Source organism: Rhizobacter sp. P2_H3, assembly GCF_056403355.1.
Genome location: NZ_JBFUFQ010000532.1, coordinates 1 through 716 on the forward strand (window position 1 = coordinate 1; position 716 = coordinate 716).

Sequence of the window (716 nt, forward strand, 5' to 3'; positions counted from 1 at the left end):
CCGCCAGGCCGCCAGGATGAGCAGCGTCCTGATCTCGTAGCCCGGCTTGAGGCCTTGCTGCGCCCACGCTTTGAAGGAAGAAAGCTCACCTCCTTCTCGAAAGACAGGCAGCAGCCTCCCGTAGTGTGTTCCGTTGAGCGTGTGGAGGACCTTGACAGCGCCCGCCGAGTCCGCGATCAGCAGGACGATGAACTTGTTGCTCGTGGCAATTTCGATCTGAGTCATGGCGACCTACTGGCGGCGTGCCGTCGCGATGCGCCGCAAGGCGTCGGCGCTTTCGATGCGGCCGTGAAAGCACTCGACCAGGTCGCAGAGATGCTCGGCACCGGAAGCGTGCAAATCGACCGACGCCGTCATCTTCTGCTGCGCATAGCGGCGCATCAGTTCGCCGCTGCGCTCGCCGGGAAACAGCGCGAATCGCATCGCGGCCGCCAATCCCTTCTCGATCTGGTCGAGCCGCGGCTGCAGGCTGGTCTCGATCTCGTTGACCAGGGCTTCCGCCTGCGAGATGTGCGCGGGCGCCAACGGCTCCGAGCCGCACAGGTGGATCGCCACGAGTTGATCCAGCTGCGAGCGGACCATCGTGCGGCGCACCGCGTACGACACCGGACGCAACAGCAGTTCATCACGCCCGCGCTCGTCGTCGATGCCCGCCTCGGCCACGCAGGCGACCTGCTTGCAGCGATCGAGCAGGCTGACGATGTTGACGCAAAGGC

At 65.1% G+C, this 716-nt stretch carries 2 protein-coding genes; both read right to left on the reverse strand.

Features of this window, described 5'->3' with window-relative positions; all coding sequences use genetic code 11:
• A partial coding sequence (locus tag AC1D1T_RS32870; RefSeq protein WP_477993555.1) for a hypothetical protein occupies window positions 1–225 on the reverse strand: 225 nt, incomplete at its 3' end.
• Window positions 226–231: 6 nt separating this feature from the next.
• Window positions 232–716: hypothetical protein (locus tag AC1D1T_RS32875; RefSeq protein ID WP_477993557.1), on the reverse strand; the 485-nt coding region annotated here is incomplete at its 5' end.